The organism is Euzebya sp., from assembly GCF_964222135.1.
Classification (GTDB): domain Bacteria; phylum Actinomycetota; class Nitriliruptoria; order Euzebyales; family Euzebyaceae; genus Euzebya.
The window spans coordinates 12,380-25,939 of record NZ_CAXQBR010000074.1 but is presented as its reverse complement, the minus strand read 5'-3'; the positions used below and the strand labels follow the sequence as shown (position 1 = coordinate 25,939).

General features: G+C 72.3%; 17 protein-coding genes. 4 read left to right on the top strand and 13 right to left on the bottom strand.

Annotated features, from left to right (window positions below):
* Positions 1-8: 8 nt before the first annotated feature.
* From glmM to ACEQ2X_RS16215, 4 genes are all read right to left on the bottom strand, one after another.
* Positions 9-1,349, bottom strand: a complete 1,341-nt coding sequence (gene glmM / locus ACEQ2X_RS16230) for a phosphoglucosamine mutase (protein ID WP_370326874.1) — start codon at positions 1,347-1,349, stop codon at positions 9-11.
* An 80-nt stretch (positions 1,350-1,429) separates the two neighbouring features.
* Positions 1,430-1,879, bottom strand: coding sequence for a 30S ribosomal protein S9 (gene rpsI / locus ACEQ2X_RS16225; RefSeq protein WP_370326873.1), 450 nt, complete (start codon positions 1,877-1,879; stop codon positions 1,430-1,432).
* 16 nt (positions 1,880-1,895) lie between these two features.
* Positions 1,896-2,327 (bottom strand): 50S ribosomal protein L13, encoded by a 432-nt coding sequence (gene rplM / locus ACEQ2X_RS16220; protein ID WP_370326872.1) that lies wholly within the window; start codon positions 2,325-2,327, stop codon positions 1,896-1,898.
* Positions 2,328-2,816: 489 nt separating this feature from the next.
* Positions 2,817-3,083: a hypothetical protein gene (locus tag ACEQ2X_RS16215; protein ID WP_370326871.1), complete on the bottom strand. Its 267-nt coding sequence runs from the start codon at positions 3,081-3,083 to the stop codon at positions 2,817-2,819.
* Between the two features lie 290 nt (positions 3,084-3,373).
* Here ACEQ2X_RS16215 and ACEQ2X_RS16210 point away from each other — a divergent pair, with 290 nt between their 5' ends.
* The gene (locus ACEQ2X_RS16210; RefSeq protein WP_370326870.1) at positions 3,374-3,505 is read left to right on the top strand and encodes a hypothetical protein; all 132 of its coding nucleotides are present in this window, start codon (positions 3,374-3,376) and stop codon (positions 3,503-3,505) included.
* On the opposite strand, the gene truA is transcribed toward ACEQ2X_RS16210, so the two are convergent.
* The 8 genes from truA to ACEQ2X_RS16170 form a co-directional block, all read right to left on the bottom strand.
* Positions 3,499-4,308 carry a tRNA pseudouridine(38-40) synthase TruA gene (truA, locus tag ACEQ2X_RS16205; RefSeq protein ID WP_370326869.1) on the bottom strand — a complete coding sequence of 270 codons (810 nt, stop codon included), beginning with the start codon at positions 4,306-4,308 and terminating at the stop codon, positions 3,499-3,501. The genes ACEQ2X_RS16210 and truA overlap by 7 nt on opposite strands.
* Positions 4,309-4,341: 33 nt before the next feature.
* On the bottom strand, positions 4,342-5,097 hold the full coding sequence (gene rplQ, locus ACEQ2X_RS16200; RefSeq protein ID WP_370326868.1) for a 50S ribosomal protein L17: 756 nt from the start codon (positions 5,095-5,097) through the stop codon (positions 4,342-4,344).
* A gap of 42 nt (positions 5,098-5,139) precedes the next feature.
* Positions 5,140-6,102 (bottom strand): DNA-directed RNA polymerase subunit alpha, encoded by a 963-nt coding sequence (locus ACEQ2X_RS16195; protein ID WP_370326867.1) that lies wholly within the window; start codon positions 6,100-6,102, stop codon positions 5,140-5,142.
* Positions 6,103-6,163: 61 nt separating this feature from the next.
* The gene (gene rpsD / locus ACEQ2X_RS16190) at positions 6,164-6,781 is read right to left on the bottom strand and encodes a 30S ribosomal protein S4 (protein ID WP_370326866.1); all 618 of its coding nucleotides are present in this window, start codon (positions 6,779-6,781) and stop codon (positions 6,164-6,166) included.
* Between the two features lie 38 nt (positions 6,782-6,819).
* A complete protein-coding gene (gene rpsK / locus ACEQ2X_RS16185; RefSeq protein WP_370326865.1) occupies positions 6,820-7,221 on the bottom strand; it encodes a 30S ribosomal protein S11 in 402 nt (133 codons plus the stop codon).
* Between the two features lie 131 nt (positions 7,222-7,352).
* A complete protein-coding gene (gene rpsM, locus ACEQ2X_RS16180) occupies positions 7,353-7,727 on the bottom strand; it encodes a 30S ribosomal protein S13 (protein WP_370326864.1) in 375 nt (124 codons plus the stop codon).
* 218 nt (positions 7,728-7,945) lie between these two features.
* On the bottom strand, positions 7,946-8,587 hold the full coding sequence (locus tag ACEQ2X_RS16175) for a response regulator (RefSeq protein ID WP_370326912.1): 642 nt from the start codon (positions 8,585-8,587) through the stop codon (positions 7,946-7,948).
* A 35-nt stretch (positions 8,588-8,622) separates the two neighbouring features.
* Positions 8,623-9,885: a sensor histidine kinase gene (locus ACEQ2X_RS16170; protein WP_370326863.1), complete on the bottom strand. Its 1,263-nt coding sequence runs from the start codon at positions 9,883-9,885 to the stop codon at positions 8,623-8,625.
* Between the two features lie 141 nt (positions 9,886-10,026).
* On the opposite strand from ACEQ2X_RS16170, the gene ACEQ2X_RS16165 reads away from it, so the two are divergent.
* Genes ACEQ2X_RS16165 through ACEQ2X_RS16155 form a run of 3 tightly spaced genes read left to right on the top strand, consistent with a single transcriptional unit; the run spans position 10,027 to position 12,692 of the window.
* Positions 10,027-10,914, top strand: a complete 888-nt coding sequence (locus ACEQ2X_RS16165) for an ABC transporter ATP-binding protein (RefSeq protein WP_370326862.1) — start codon at positions 10,027-10,029, stop codon at positions 10,912-10,914.
* Entirely contained in the window at positions 10,911-12,125 is a 1,215-nt protein-coding gene (locus ACEQ2X_RS16160) for an ABC transporter permease (protein ID WP_370326861.1), read from the top strand. Before ACEQ2X_RS16165 ends, ACEQ2X_RS16160 begins: the two co-directional genes overlap by 4 nt.
* 3 nt (positions 12,126-12,128) lie before the next feature.
* A complete protein-coding gene (locus ACEQ2X_RS16155; RefSeq protein WP_370326860.1) occupies positions 12,129-12,692 on the top strand; it encodes a hypothetical protein in 564 nt (187 codons plus the stop codon).
* Positions 12,693-12,696: 4 nt separating this feature from the next.
* Here the strand turns inward: ACEQ2X_RS16155 and map are convergent, their stop codons facing one another.
* The gene (gene map / locus ACEQ2X_RS16150; protein WP_370326859.1) at positions 12,697-13,536 is read right to left on the bottom strand and encodes a type I methionyl aminopeptidase; all 840 of its coding nucleotides are present in this window, start codon (positions 13,534-13,536) and stop codon (positions 12,697-12,699) included.
* Between the last annotated feature and the right edge of the window lie 24 nt (positions 13,537-13,560).

Genomic DNA, 13,560 nt, shown 5'->3' with positions numbered 1-13,560 from the left:
CCGGTCCCTCAGGCGGCGGGGAGCAGGCGCCTGACCACGTCGGCGAGGTCGTCCGCGTGGCGACGCGCGTCGTCCATCGTCAGGGCCTCGACCATCACCCGGACGATCGGCTCGGTGCCGGACGGCCGCAGGAGGACGCGCCCGCCGTCACCCAACTCGGCTTCGACGGCGCTCACGGCGTCCCACACCCCCGCGGCGTCGTCGAGGGCGCGCTTGTCGACCCCCGCGACGTTGACCAGCACCTGCGGGAGGCGGGTCATGATCGTGGCGAGGTCCGCGAGCGACGCGCCCTGGTCGACCATCGCGCTCAGCAGCAGCACGGCGGACAGCACCCCGTCGCCCGTGGTCGCGTGGTCCGTGGAGATCAGGTGCCCCGACTGCTCGCCGCCGAGCGGGTAGCCGGACGAGAGCATGTGCTCGAGGACGTAGCGGTCACCGACCTTGGTCTCGACGACGTCGATGCCGAGCTCGGCCATGCAGCGCTTGAACCCGAGGTTGGTCATCACCGTGGTGACGACCCCCTCCAGCCCCGTGGTCCGCGCGCGGTGGGCAGCCAGGACCGCGAGGATCATGTCCCCGTCGACGATGTCGCCGTCCGCGGTGCAGGCCACCACCCGGTCGGCGTCGCCGTCGTGGGCGAGGCCCAGGTCGGCACCCTCGGCGACGACAGCCTTCGCGACGTGCTCGGGGTGGTTCGACCCGACCCCGTCGTTGATGTTCGTGCCGTCCGGGATCGCGGCGATCGCGGTGACCTCGGCGCCCAACCGGCGCAGGACGGTGGGCGCGACGTGGCTGGCCGCCCCGTTCGCGCAGTCGACCACGACGTGCAGGCCGCGGAGGTCGATGCCCCCGGCGGCGGCGACCAGGTGGGCGATGTAGGTCTCGACCGCTCCCGGCACGTGGGTCTTCCGGCCGATCGCGGTGCCGGTCGGGCGGTCGGAGTCGAAGCGCTGCAGCAGCTCCTCGACGCGGGCCTCCTCGGCGTCGGTCAGCTTGTGGCCGGTCGCGCCGATCAGCTTGATGCCGTTGTCGGCCACCGGGTTGTGGCTGGCCGAGATCACGACCCCCGCCGTCGCCCCGAGCGCTGCGGTCAGGAACGCCACGCCGGGCGTCGGCACCACGTCGAGGACGACGGCGTCCCCGCCGGCGGAGCAGATCCCCGCGGCGACGGCGGATTCGAGCATCTCCCCGCTCGCCCGCGGATCGCGTCCGATGACGACGCGCGGCCGGGGCGCCCCCTCCTCCCGGAGGGTGCGGACCAGCGCCCGGCCGATCCCCAGCGCGAGCTCGGGCGTGATCTCGTCGTTGGCGACCCCGCGGACGCCATCGGTGCCGAAGAACTGGCCCATGGGTCTCCCTTCTACCTCCTCCAGGCCCCTGGACGGCACGACGGCCGCACCGGCGGAGCGGTGCGGCCGTCGAGTGAGGGCTAGCGCTTGGAGTACTGGGGGGCCTTGCGGGCCTTCTTGAGGCCGTACTTCTTCCGCTCGACCTGGCGGTCGTCTCGGGTCAGCAGACCGGCCTTCTTCAGCGGCGGGCGCCACTCGGGGTCCTGAGCCTCGAGCGCACGGGCGATCCCGTGGCGCAGCGCACCGGCCTGGCCGGAGATGCCGCCGCCGTGGATCCGCGCGATGACGTCCCACTCACCCATGGTCTCGGTGACCTTGAAGGGCTCGTTGATCGTCATCTGCAGGATCTCGGTGGGGAAGTAGTCGTCGAGGCTGCGGCCGTTGATCGTGAACTGGCCGGTGCCGCGGACGAGGCGCACGCGGGCCACGGACCGCTTGCGGCGGCCGGTGTGGATCTCGCGGCTGCGGCCGGCGACGGGGGCGTCCTCGGCCGTCGGCTCGAAGGATTCCAGGGATTCGAGGCTGCTCATCGGTGGGGTCCTCTAGTTACTGCGCGGCCAGGGGCTGCGGGTTCTGGGCGTCGTGCGGGTGCTCGGGGCCGGCGTAGACCTTGAGCTTGCGCAGCTGCTTGCGGCCGATCGTGTTCTTCGGGAGCATCCCCTTGACCGCGTCCTCGACCAGGCGCTGGGGGTTGTCCGCCAGGACCTCGCCGATCGGCTTGCCCTTGATGCCGCCCGGGTAGCCGGAGTGGGTCCAGGTCCACTTGTCGCGACCCTTGTTGCCGGTCAGCCGGATCTTCGAGGCGTTGACCACGATCACGAAGTCGCCCATGTCCATGTGGGGCGCGAAGGTGGGCTTGTGCTTGCCGCGCAGGATGTGGGCGACCTGCGTGGCGAGACGGCCGAGGACCATGCCGTCGGCGTCGACGACGTGCCACTTCGGGTCGATGTCGGCAGGGGTTGGGGAGAACGTGCGCATGGATCGGTCCGCTGGGATCGGAGGTGGGCGGCTGGGTCGGGCGCGCTCGCGTGCGTCTGCGGGTGCATCTGGCGCGGGGCCCGGCGCGGCGCCGTCGGTGGGCGGGTGTGGACGCAGAGCCCACCGCCACGCCTCGGCGCGGACAGCACACTGTACTCGGGGGTCCGGAAGGGCTGCAACCGACCCGGCGGCAGGGGCGGACGGCCCTCATCTGCACCTCGTCCGGTCGCGGTCCCGGGTCATCGCCACGGTGTCCGGTCGCGGTCCCGGCCAACTGCACGTCGTCCGGTCGCGGGGTCCGGCCAACTGCACGTCCCCGGGCACCCTCCGGGAGAACGTGCGGTCAGTCGAGGGCGGGCGCCGGACGACGTGGGGATGGCGACCGACGAGCGTTGCACGGGCGTTGCAGGACCCCACGGGCCGGGCCCGGCCGGCCCTCCGCCCCGTACCGTCGCGGCGAGATCGACCCCGACCCCGGAGAGAGCCGTGTCATCGAACCCCCTCATGGGCCTGGCGAAGCGCTGGCTGACCGAGCAGCTCAGCACTGACCGTCGCGCCGAAAGGCGCGCAGGGTCGCGCGGCGCCGATGAGCGCATCGACGCCATCGAGTACGAGGCCCGCCGGGAGTCCGAGCGCCAGGTCGGTGACCTGCTGCTGCCGGGCCTGCGGCGTCGGCTCGACGAGCAGGAGGCCCGTCGCGAGGCCCGTGAGGCCGCGGAGGAGGCCGAGCGCCGGGCGGCGCTCCACGTCTCCCACGGCTGCGCGCTCGTCGTGGCGGGCGACCTGTCCGGGCCGCTCGCCGCCACCCTGCGGGTCGACGCCGAGCGAGCGGACGACCTGCTGCTGGTGACCGTCGAGCCGGACGTCGACGAGGGAGCCGTGCCGTTCCGCGCGCGCTGTCCCTCGCCATCCCCGGGTACCGCGGCCCGGGCACCTACGACCTCCGGGCGGCCCACGACGACGACTGGGACCCGCTGTGGTTCGCCCTCGTCCTGGACCTCGAGGACGAGCACTTCTTCTGGGAGCCGTCGACCGGCCCCTGCACCGTGGCCGTCGACACCTCCGGCCGGGCCACGGTCCACATGGCGTTCAGCGACGCCGGCAGCCGCCACGTGGTCCTGACGGGATCGATCGACCTGCCCCCGGGCGTCGTCGGCCCGCCGGCGCCGCCTCAGTAGCGGACGCCGACCAGGGACAGACCCTGGGGTGGGGCGACCGGTCCGGCGACGGACCGGTCGCGGGCGTCGAGCACCTCGCCGACCCAGTCGACGGGACGGCGACCGCGACCGACCTCGACGAGGGTCCCCGTGATCGAGCGGACCATCTGGTGGCAGAACGCGGTCCCGTCGATGCGGACGAGCACGAGGCCGGCGGGTCGGGACCGCCGCACCGCGAGGCGGGTGACGGTCCGCATGGTCGTGCCCTCCACCCGGCGCCCGTCGGACAGGCGGATCTCCCGCCGGCGGCAGAAGCTGGCGAAGTCGTGCTCGCCCACCAGCGACTGACCGGCCGCGTCCATGGCGTCGACGTCGACGGGCTCGGTGTCGTGTCGCCCGATGTGCCATGTGTCGTGGCGCCACAGCGGCGGCATCGCCCGCGCGTCGCACAGCCGGTAGCGGTAGCGGCGCAGGGTCGCTGAGAAGCGGGCGTCGAAGCTCGCCGGCACCCGGCGGATCCGGTGGACCGTGATCGCGGGGCCGACCATCCGGTCGAGGATCCGCGTCAGCTTCGGCAGGTCGGCCAGCCACCCGGCGTCCGCGGGGACGTCGGCGTGGACGGTCTGGGCCTCGGCGTGGACGCCCCGGTCGGTCCGCCCGGCCACGACCGTGCTGACCGCGACCTCCCCCCGGGTCAGGACACGCGACAGGGCGTCCTCGAGGACGCCCTGCACGGTGTGCTGATCAGGTTGTGCGGCGAAGCCCGCGAAGGGCTCGCCGTCGTAGGCCAGGTCGATCCGCAGGCGGGTGGTGGGCTCGCGCACGCGATCCTCCTCCCCGCACGGGGACGAGGGGGCCTACTCCTCCTCGTCCGCGTCGGCCTTCGGGTCGTCGCCAGACGCGTCGTCCGACGCGTCCTCGTCCTCGGGAGCCTCGTCCTCAGCTGACTCGTCCTCAGCAAGGCGCGCCTCGACGTCCTCGGGGCGGACCTCAGGACCGTCCTCGTCGTCGTCGGCGTCCGCCGCCGCGGAGGCGGCGAGGTTCCGCTCGGTGATCCGGCCGGCCTCGACCGCGTCGGCCTCGGTGTCGTCGACGTCGTCCTCGGGCACCTCGTAGGTGTCCGCGCCCGCGTCCTCGGCGGCCATGATGGCCTCCTCGCGCTCACGGGTCGTCCGGGACATGTTGCCGCGCTGGCGGCGCAGGCTCCAGCGACGTCGCGGTGCCTCGGTCAGGGCGTTCTCGCCCTCCTCGCCCACGACGGCGTCGACCAGCTCGATCACGGCCATCGGGGCGTTGTCGCCCTTGCGGGGCCCGATCGGCGTGATCCGCGTGTACCCGCCGTTGCGGTCCGCCGCGGCGGGACCGATGTCGGCGAACAGCTTGTGGACGACGTCCTTGTCGCGGATGACCGTCAGGACCTGGCGGCGGGCATGCAGATCGCCGCGCTTGGCGAACGTGATCATCCGCTCGGCGACGGGCTGCATCGTCTTGGCCTTGGACTTGGTGGTCCGGATGCGGCCGTGGCGGAACAGCTCGGTGGCGAGGTTCGCCACCATCATGTTGTGGTGCTTGGCCGACCCGCCGTAGCGGGGGCCCTTCTTGGGCTTGGGCATGTCAGATCAGGCTCCGTGGTGGCGGCCAGGTGGGGCGCTCGGCTAGCCGCTGTAGCCGCCGTAGTCGGCCAGGCTGAGGCCCATGTCGTTGAGCTTCGCCTTGACCTCCTCGATGGACTTCTGGCCGAAGTTCCGGATGTCGAGCAGGTCCTGCTCGGTCTTCTGGACCAGCTCGCCGACGGTCGAGACGCCCTCGCGCTTGAGGCAGTTGTAGGACCGGACGCTCAGGTCCATGTCCTCGATGGGGAGCGCCAGGTTCGGCGACATCGGCCCGACCGGCTCGACCGCGCCGGCGCCGATGGACAGGCCGCCGGGGCCGCCCTCCTCGAAGTCGCTGAACAGGTCGAAGAGGTCCTTCAGGGTCTCGCCGGCCGAGGACAGCGCCTCGGACGGGCTGACCGACCCGTTGGTCTCGACGTCGAGGATCAGCTTGTCGTAGTTGGTCATCTGCTCGACGCGGGTGGCCTCGACGCGGTAGGTCACGCGGGTCACCGGCGAGTAGATCGAGTCGACCGGGATCACGCCGATCGGCATGTCGGTCTTCTTGTTCCGCTCGGCGGTCACGTAGCCGCGGCCCCGCTCGACGGTCAGGTACATCTCCACGCGGCCCTTGCGGTTCAGCGTGGCGATGTGCAGGTCGCGGTTGAGGATCTCGACCTCGCTCGGCGCGGTGATGAAGTCCGCGGTGATCTCACCGGGGCCCTCACCGCCGAGGAAGATCTCGACCGGCTCGTCGGAGTGGCAGCGCAGCACCAGGTCCTTCAGGTTCAGGACGATGTCGGTGACGTCCTCCTTGACCCCCTCGACGGAGGAGAACTCGTGGAGGACGCCCTCGATGCGCACGCTGGTGACCGCCGCGCCGGGGATGCTCGACAGCAGGGTCCGGCGCAGGCTGTTGCCCAGGGTGTAGCCGAAGCCGGGCTCGAGGGGATCGATGGTGAACAGGGAGCGCAGACCGTCGATCTGGACGTCTTCGACGATCGTGGGGCGCTGAACGATCAGCACGGTGGTGGTCGCCTCCCGGGGCGTCGCGACTGGGGTGTGGAGGGGTGGAGGGGTGGCGGGGCTACTTCGAGTACAGCTCGACGATGAGCGGCTCCTGGACCGGCACGTCGATCTGGTCGCGCGTGGGGTCGTTCAGGACGCTGATCTGCCGCTTGTCCTGGTCGAGCGAGACCCAGCCGGGCTGGTTGCGGTTGCCCAGCAGCTCGAGGGCGCCGATCACCGGGACGATCTCGCGGGAGCGGTCCCGCAGGGTGATGACGTCGCCGACCCGGACCTCGTAGGACGGGATGTTCACGGTCCGGCCGTTGACCTTGAAGTGCTTGTGGTTCACCAGCTGGCGGGCCTCGCGGCGCGTCCGCGCCAGGCCCCCGCGGAACACCACGTTGTCGAGGCGCTTCTCGAGGTAGATCAGCAGGTTCTCACCCGTCAGACCCGTCTGGGAGGAGTTGGCGCGCTCGTAGTAGTTGCGGAACTGCCGCTCGAGCACGCCGTAGATGCGCTTCGCCTTCTGCTTCTCGCGCAGCTGCAGGAGGTACTCGCTCTCCTTGATGCGGCCGCGGCCGTGCTCGCCAGGCGGGTAGGGGCGCTTCTCGAGCGCGCGGGCGGACTTGACGTTCGCGTGCAGGACGGTGCGCTCACGGCGCGACTGCTTCGCGATGGGGCCGGTGTAGCGGGCCATGGTGGGAACCTCTTCTCTCTACCAGGAGCGGCGGGGCGTCAGACCCGGCGCCGCTTGGGAGGGCGGCAGCCGTTGTGCGGGATCGGCGTGACGTCGCGGATGCCGTTCACCTCGAGGCCGTTGGCCTGCAGCGAGCGGATCGCGGTCTCGCGGCCGGAGCCCGGACCCTTGACGCGGACGTCGACCTTGCGCATCCCGAAGGTGTCGACGGCCTGGCGGGCGGCCTTCTCGGCGGCCTGCTGCGCCGCGTACGGCGTCGACTTGCGGGAGCCCTTGAACCCGACGTTCCCCGCCGACGCCCAGGAGACGACGTTCCCCTGCATGTCGGTGATCGAGATGATCGTGTTGTTGAACGACGAGGTGATGTGGGCGACCCCGTGCGGGACTGTCCGACGTTCCTTCTTCTTCCCGCGCTGGCGGGCCTTCTTCCCCTGAGCCATGGGTGTGGTTCTCCTGGTCTTCTCGTTGGGTCATGCGGTTGCGTGACCCGCCCCGGCCTTCACCCGCCTGCGGCGGGAAGCGGTCGACCCCCGACCCGACCGGCTGATCGGAGGTCCGGTGCGGTCGCCCGCTACTTCGCCTTCTTCTTGCCCGCGACGGTGCGCTTGGGGCCCTTCCGGGTGCGGGCGTTGGTGTGGGTGCGCTGCCCGCGGACGGGGAGCCCGCGACGGTGGCGGATGCCCTGGTAGGACCCGATCTCCACCTTGCGCTTGATGTTCTGCGCGACCTCCCGGCGGAGGTCACCCTCGATCTGGTACTCGTTCTCGATGTAGGTCCGCAGCGCCTGCACCTCGGAGTCGCTCAGCTCACCGATGCGGGTGTCGGGGTTCACCTCGGTTGCTGCGAGCGCCTCGAGGGCACGGGTGCGACCCACGCCGAAGATGTAGGTGAGGCCGATCGCTGCACGCTTGTTTCGCGGCAGATCGACACCGGCGATTCTGGCCATATCGGATGCGATCCTGTCGATTGACGGAGGCGGTTGGGGCACCACGACCATGCGGTCGTGTACCGTGCTGCTCGTCGGGTCGGCGCGGGTGCGCTGAGCGCGTCAGCACCAGGGTGTCGCCGAACAGCAGAAACATCCGCGCGAACGCGGGGACCCGGCAGTGTAGCGCGGCCCCTGCGGGTCGCCAACCCCCGCCGACCGGGTGGTGGGAGGGGCAGCTACCGGGCGACGCCGTGCTCGAACGCCCAGACGACCGCCTGGACGCGGTCGCGGACCCCCAGCTTCGAGAACACGTTGGACACGTGGGTCTTGACCGTGGCCTCGCCGACGACGAGCTCGGCGGCGATCTCGGTGTTCGACTGGCCGGTCGCCATCAGCCGCAGCACCTCGACCTCCCGCTCGGTGAGCCGCTGGAGCGCCGGGTCCGGGACCGACAGCGCGGGGCCGGCGGCGAACGCCTCGACGATCCGCCGGGTCACCGACGGGCTCAGCAGCGAGTCCCCCGCGGCGACGACCCGGACGGCGTCGACGAGCTGGGCCGGGGGGGCGTTCTTCAGGAGGAAGCCGCTCGCACCGAGGCGGAGGGCGCTGAAGACGTAGTCCTCGCGGTCGAACGTGGTCAGCACCAGCACCTTCGGGGGTGACGGCAGGGCCATCACCTGCTCGGTGGCCTGCAGCCCGTCGACCTCGGGCATCTGGATGTCCATCAGCATGACGTGGGGGTTCAGCGCCCGGGCCAGCCTGACCGCCTCACGCCCGTCACCGGCCTCGCCGACGATGGTGATGTCCGGCTCGGACTCGAGGATCATCCGGAAGCCCGAGCGCACGAGGTGCTGGTCATCGACCAGCACCACCTCGATCAGGTCGCCCGGATCCGAGCCCGTGCCCGCACCTGTCACGCGCGCGCCGCCGGCTCGGGGGCTGGGACCGGGGCGATCGGCAGCAGGGCCGCGACCCGGTAGCCGCCGCGGGGCGCCGGCCCGTGGTCGAAGGTGCCGCCCAGCATGGCGACCCGCTCGCGCATGCCGAGCAGCCCGCGCCCGCCGCCTGGCCCCGTCGCCTCGCCGTGGCTGGTCGGCGTGCCGTTGACGACCTCGACCTGCAGCGCCTCGGACAGGTAGCTGAGCACCACGGTCGTCGCGGCGCCGGGCGCGTGGCGCAGCACGTTGGTCAGCGCCTCCTGGATGATCCGGTAGGCGGACAGCTCCACCGACGACGGGACGGGCCGCTCACGGCCGATCACCCGCAGGTCGACCCCCAGCCCGGCGCCCCGCATCGACCCCACCAGCGCGTCGAGGCCGTCGAGGGTGGGTTGGGGCTCGTCCACCCCGCCGGCGTGCTCGCTGCGGAGGATGCCGACCAGGCGCTGGAGCTCGGCCACGGCCTGGCGGCCCGACTCCTCGACGTTCGCGAGGGCGCCGGTGGCGGCCTCGGCGTCGCGGGCCATGACGTGGCGGGCCGCGGCGGCCTGGACGCCCATCACGCTGACGTGGTGGGCCACGACGTCGTGGAGCTCCCGGGCGATCCGGACCCGCTCCTCGGTGACGGCCTGCTGCGCCCGCGCCTCCCGCTCGGTGGCCAGCTGCTCGGCGCGGCGGGTCAGCTCGAGCTCGGCCTCCGCGCGCTTGCGCGTCGAGTCGCCGAGCGCCCAGGCGGTGACGTAGAAGGCGACGTTGATGCCGATGGTGAAGGTGAGGGCCAGCGCGGCGTCGAAGTCGACGGCCTGCGCCTCCTGCACCAGGGCCACCACGACGGCGACCAGCCCGCCGGCGAGCGCCAGTCCGCGCGCCAGGTCCCGCCGGCCCTTGTCGGCCTCGTAGGCCCCCGCGGCGTGGATGGTGAGGTACACGGCGACCGACGACATCAGGCCCTCCGGCACCTGCAGCAACCGGAAGGCGACAAACCCGAGGCCCACCCAGGCGCAGACCCAGGCGGGGGCGACCCGCCGCCAGGCGACGGGGACGATGAGGAGGAGGAACGCCACCCAGTCCCCCCACGCCGGGAGGTGGCTGATGAACATCGCGTCCTCGTCGTCGAACCCCTGCGCGATGAAGAGGTTCAGGCCGCCGAGGACCAGCATGAGGCCGAGGATCCCGAGGTCACGGCGGTCCGGGCGGTCCAGCCGACCGGGGAGGCGTGCGACGGGTGGGGCGGTCACGGCCGGAAGGCTACGACGGCGACGGCGTCGCGACCCTCCCCCTCCCGGGGGAGATCCGGTTCCGCCGACGGTCGGATCCCCTCCCCCGCCGTCGGCCCTACCGTGCCCAGCACGACCCCACGACCCAGGAGATCACCACCCATGCTGGAGATCGACGACCTCCACAAGCGCTACGGCGACATCGTCGCCCTGGACGGCTGCTCGTTCGCCGTCACCCCAGGGCGCATGCTCGGCTTCCTCGGCAAGAACGGCGCCGGCAAGACCACGACGATGCGCGCGGTCTTCGGGCTGCTCACCCCCGATCGGGGTGAGGTCCGCTGGGACGGCCACGTGGTGACCGACGCCGACCGCGTGCGCTTCGGCTACATGCCCGAGGAGCGCGGGCTGTACCCGAAGATGAAGATCGCCGAGCAGCTCACCTACTTCGGCCGCATCCACGGCATGGCCAAGGACGCCGCGCGGGCCGCGGCGGAGCGCTGGCTGACCGACCTGGACCTGGGCGATCGCCTCGAGGACCCCCTCGAGGACCTCTCCCAGGGCAACCAGCAGCGCGTGCAGCTGGCCGCGGCGCTGATCCACGACCCGGACGTGCTGGTGCTCGACGAGCCGTTCAACGGCCTCGACCCGATCGGCGCCGGCACGATGGCCCGGGTCCTGCGGGACCGGGCAGCCGCCGGCACGGCGGTCGTGTTCTCGAGCCACCAGCTCGACGTCGTCGAGGACCTCTGCGAGGACGTCGCGATCATCGACCGCGGGCGGATCGTCCGCACCGGCGAGGTGGAGTCCCTCAAGTCCGCGTCGTCGTACCGCATCGTCGAGCTGGACCTGACCGACGCCCAGGCCGCGGTGCTCGGCGACCTCGACGGGGTGCTCGAGACGCGCTACGAGGCCGGCCGCCACGTCCTGCGCGTCAAGCGGGACATCGACATCCGCCGGCTGCTCGCCACCGTCGACTCAGCCGAGGGCGTCGAGCACTTCGTCTTCACCACCCCGTCGCTCACCGACCTGTTCAAGGAGGCCGTCGCATGACCTCGTTCGAAGCCCTCAAGCTCGTCACGATGCGGGAGCTGACCCAGCGCGGGCGCTCCAAGTCCTACGTGCTGGGCGCGGTGTTCACCCTGGTCCTGCTCGGCGCGGCCATCCTGTTGCCCCAGGCGCTCGGCGGCGGCCCGGTGGAGGAGCACGTCGGATCCCTCGGCGAGGGCAACGACGCGATCCTCGGCGCCACCGAGTCCCTCCTCCGCGAGCGGAGCGACCCCGATCGCGAGCTCACCTTCGAGGTCACGACCTTCGACAGCGAGGACGACGCGCGTGCCGCCCTGGCCGAGGGTGAGATCGAGCTCGTCCTCGTCGACGGCGAGTCGATCCTGCGCCAGGGCTCGGCCGGCTTCGGCGGCTCGGACCTGCAGGACACCATCCAGGAGGCGGCGGGCGTGTCGACCCTCGAGGACCGCCTGGAGGGCACCGGCACCAGCGTCGCCGACGTGACCGCGGCGCTGAGCGGCGATCCCCTGCCGGTCCGCACCGTCCAGGGCGAGGCGGACGCGGACCTCGAGCTCGCCCGCAGCCTGATCGCCTACGGCGGCATGTTCCTCCTCTACATGGCGATCCTGCTGTACGGCCAGTGGACCCTCAGCACGATCGCCGAGGAGAAGGCCAGCCGGGTCGTCGAGGTCCTGCTGGCGACGTTGAAGCCGTGGCAGCTGCTGGCCGGGAAGGTCATCGGCGTCGGCCTGCTCGGCCTGGCGCAGTTCGTGGTGACGGTCCTCTGGATCCTCGCGCTGATCAGGGTCACCGACACCTTCGAGCTGCCGGCGATCCCGATCGACTCCGCCGTCTCGCTGATCGTGTGGTTCATCCTCGGCTACGCGCTCTACGCGGTGCTCTACGCAGGGGTCGGCGCGCTGGTCAGCCGGATGGAGGACGCCCAGTCCGTCGCCGGTCCGGTCGCCGTGATCGCCGTCGTCGGCTTCCTGGTCAGCTTCCAGGTGCTCGACGACCCCTCCGGGGCGCTCGGGCGGATCATGAGCTTCGTGCCCTTCACCGCACCGTTCGTCGTCCCCATCCGTGTGGCGTACGCCGAGATCGGCATCGCCGAGCACCTGGCAGCCGTCGCGGTCACCGCGGCCGTCACGGCGGTGCTGGTCCGGATCGCCGGGCGCATCTACGCCGGTGGGCTCCTGCACTTCGGGCGGCGCCTGAGCCTGCGCCAGGCCTGGCGGTCCGCCGAGGCGCGCTGACGCGTGCGGGGCTTCGGCCCCCGCGAGCTCGTCCTCGTGCTGCTGCGCCGCATGGCGGACCTGCAGCCGGACCTGGTCGCCGACGCCCGCTCCCGCATGGGGGCGGGCGTCGTCGAGCAGCGCGACGCCAACCGGCGGTGGCAGGCGATGCTGCGGTCGGGGCGGTTCCCCGGCGGCGTCCGCCGCTACGCCGCCGTCCTGGGGGCGCCGGACGCCACCTCGACGGTCCGCGGCACGGGCATCGACCTGGTCGCGAGCCGCTGGGCGCTCGGCGAACCGTGGCCGGACCTCGAGTGGCAGGTCGTCGGCCTCGAGACGGGCGAGGTCGTCACCGAGGGCCTCGTCCGGGCGGCGGGGCGGCCGGCGCCGGCGATCGGCCGGTTCTCCGACATGCCCCCGTGGTCGGCGGTGCTGGGCGAGGTCATGGCCGCCCACCCCGATGTCCGCCAGGCCGACCCGCTGGTCACCAGCCGGTGGGCGCTCGACCTGGACGAGGGCGGGACGCGCTGGCGCGCGACGTTCACCTGGGGGCTGCTCCAGGTGGTCGAGCCCCTCCCCCGCCGGTAGGGCCCTACGCGCCGACGAGCTGGACGGGGATCCGGTCCGGTTCGGCGAGCGGGTGGGCGGTCTCGTCGCTGCGCGCGGTCAGCACCCAGGGACCGTCGGGGGTGATCGCGACGGTGTGCTCCCAGTGGGCGCTCAGGTGCTGGTCGGCGGTCACGACGGTCCACTCGTCGTCGAGGGTCACCGTCTCCTCGGTCCCGAGGTTGAACATCGGCTCGATCGCCAGGACCCGGCCGGTGGCGAGCTTCGGCCCGCGACCGGCGCGGCCGTGGTTCGGGACCTGCGGGTCCTCGTGGAGGGCGCGACCCACGCCGTGGCCCACGTACTCCCGCACGATCCCGTAGCCGTGGCGGACGCCCACGGCCTCGACCGCGGCGGAGATGTCCCCGATCCGCTGCTTGGCGCGCGCGGCGAGGAGACCGGCCCAGAGGCCCTCGCGGGTGACGCGGACCAGCTCGGCCACCTCGGGCGCGACGGCGTCCTCGCCGCCGACGATCCAGGTGCACGCCGAGTCGGAGTAGTACCCCTCCAGCACGCAGCCGGCGTCGATCTTGATCAGGTCGCCCTCGTCGAGGACGGTCTCGGGCGACGGGATGCCGTGGACGATCTCGTCGTTGACCGAGGCGCAGAGGGTGCCGGGGAACGGCATCCGCGTGCCCACGCCGCCGTAGCCCTTGAAGGCCGGGACCGCGCCGTGGCGGACGATGTAGTCCTCCGCCATCGCGTCGAGCTCACCGGTGGAGATGCCCGGGCGCACGGCCGCGGCGAGCATCTCGTGCATGTCGGCGATGATCTTGCCCGACCGGGCCATCACCTCGAGCTCTGAGGGCGACTTGCGGATGATCATCGCCCCACCGTAGCGCCGCGCGGG